This is a genomic window from Bacteroides sp. AM37-9 (assembly GCF_003603455.1).
Lineage (GTDB): Bacteria > Bacteroidota > Bacteroidia > Bacteroidales > Bacteroidaceae > Bacteroides > Bacteroides xylanisolvens.
On the sequence record NZ_QTNF01000082.1, the window covers coordinates 1 to 2,137 of the forward strand.

At 31.3% G+C, this 2,137-nt stretch carries 2 protein-coding genes; one reads left to right on the forward strand and one right to left on the reverse strand.

What is annotated here, in order from left to right; genetic code table 11:
* Window positions 1–69: 69 nt before the first annotated feature.
* Window positions 70–477: a hypothetical protein gene (locus DW862_RS25565; RefSeq protein ID WP_004296535.1), complete on the reverse strand. Its 408-nt coding sequence runs from the start codon at window positions 475–477 to the stop codon at window positions 70–72.
* A gap of 1,412 nt (window positions 478–1,889) precedes the next feature.
* Here DW862_RS25565 and DW862_RS25580 point away from each other — a divergent pair.
* Window positions 1,890–2,137, forward strand: a 248-nt coding sequence (locus DW862_RS25580; protein ID WP_120071160.1) for a DUF3871 family protein, incomplete at its 3' end; no start/stop codon positions are given.

Below are 2,137 nucleotides of genomic sequence, written 5' to 3' on the forward strand. Positions count from 1 at the left end.
GAGTTTATGCTTTGATAAAGTGAAATATTTAATCTATTAATCCCCTAAAATAACAATTCATACTTATTTTTAGTGATTTGGAGATAAGTGCAAGAGAAATTTAACAGACGAATGAATATTCTTACCGTTTTCTTTAGCAGGTTGCCATTGGGGCATATTGAGTAGTGTATATAATAAAATAGAATCATTATGCGAATGTTGAACTACGTCTATTAACGTAGCTTGTTTAACAAATCCCAAACTATCAATCTTTACACAAATTTTGTATGTATATCGTTCCATTTCATCCTGTAAACACAAGTTCTTACCTAAATAGTCTATTACAGATAAGTATTCCTCTGTTTGAAAAAACGCAGGTGTAAATATATTCCCTAAAGCAACAGGAGAGCTTATTTTCTTTGTTGTACATGACAGGATTGATACAATAACTATCAATTGTAATCCTAATATCCAGAATCTTTTACCCGTTAATTCCATATATTATATCGTTTTTGGATATAGTAACAACACCCACATATTAATACAGCAGATAGCAATGTATTAAAAATATTCATTGTTGTAAACATGAGCCATGTCATTGCATCCCCACAGTCATAGACTTCTATTTGCATTAAACATGTGAACAAAATGTTTATGGAGAAAAATGTAAGTAAAGCCAACTTCCACCAAGAATTACCTTTGTAAAATAACCATGCAATAATACTACCCAATAAGTATGAGCATAGATAGGTTGGAATAACAGAACCCTCTATCAGCCAAGTAATTTCCATGAATGAAAGAGGATGAAGTAACATCGCAATTATACAACAAAGTAATATTATACCCTCATACTTCCAGATATTTTTATCAGTTAGTTTCATAGCCTTAAGATTCTTTTAGCCCCAAATACAAGAATAATTATTGGAAATATGGAACACAAGCACCAATAAAAAAGTCCGTTTGCAAATAACATAAATAAATTTCCATAGGGATTGGGATATACAACTCTTAGTATCATGTCGATAGTACAATATATAATGGTGGAGAACAAGAAAACGTAACAGAGCAGTTTCCAAACACCATTATTTTTATAAACTTTCCAAGCTATTATACTACCTAGTAAACAACTTAATGTATAGAATACAACAATGCTTGGTATTTGTGAAATACATATACCAAAATTCAAAGCATACAAATATGAAGATAAGATACCGCATATTAACATTATGCCTTCAAACCACCACAATCTTTTGTCTGTTAGTTTCATTTATTGCTTTCCCTTATGTAATAAGAATTCATTTAATATCTAACACACAAATATAGTACATTTATTGGAAAAGAACTAAGCCAAACTGTTCTAAATCAAAATAAAAAACACAGTACTTATTTGGGCATATAGATAGAATACCTACTATTATTCCCCTCTCTTTAATTTTAGAAAATCCATCTTATTGAGATACTATGCTTTGATAAAATGGATTTATTAGTCAGACAGTGAGCATGAGGTATATATTATGCACTCTATAGCGGTGTAACTACTAACACCCCCTTACCCATTATTAGGAAAAATGAAAGGATTACATGAATTGCTATTCAGCCCACAAACCTTTTGAACTTCTGAAATGTGCGGACTTATCAACGATTTGTATATGTCTACATATAAAGATGCACAAAGGAAAGTGAATGAATAGTACTTCATGTCAAGCCCTCATTTTGTCCTTAAATACACTATTTACTAATCTATTATTATGCGTATGGAGAATTTAAAGATTTTATTGACGTTTGGAATAATTCTAATTGTGCCAGTAGTCTTAATGCCACAGTTCTTTATTGGATTATTAATACTGATTGTGGCTTGCTTAGCTTTCAGACAGAGGAATTTCTAATATTAACTTAATAAATTACAGATTATGGAATCAACATTACAGATTATGCCAGTACAGAGAACTAGTAGAAACTTTGGTGAATATGCAGAAGAAGCGGTAATAATTGAAGAGCCAATTATTAAGCAGAAGCGACCTCTATTCATTGAAGCTAATACGATTGAAGCCAGTTTGGAGCATTTAAGGAATGATTGTATTATACCCGTATTCGCAAAGGACAATGAAGCTACATTATCTCATGTGGCTTTCATTGAAGTGGTACAGGATGCAACCAA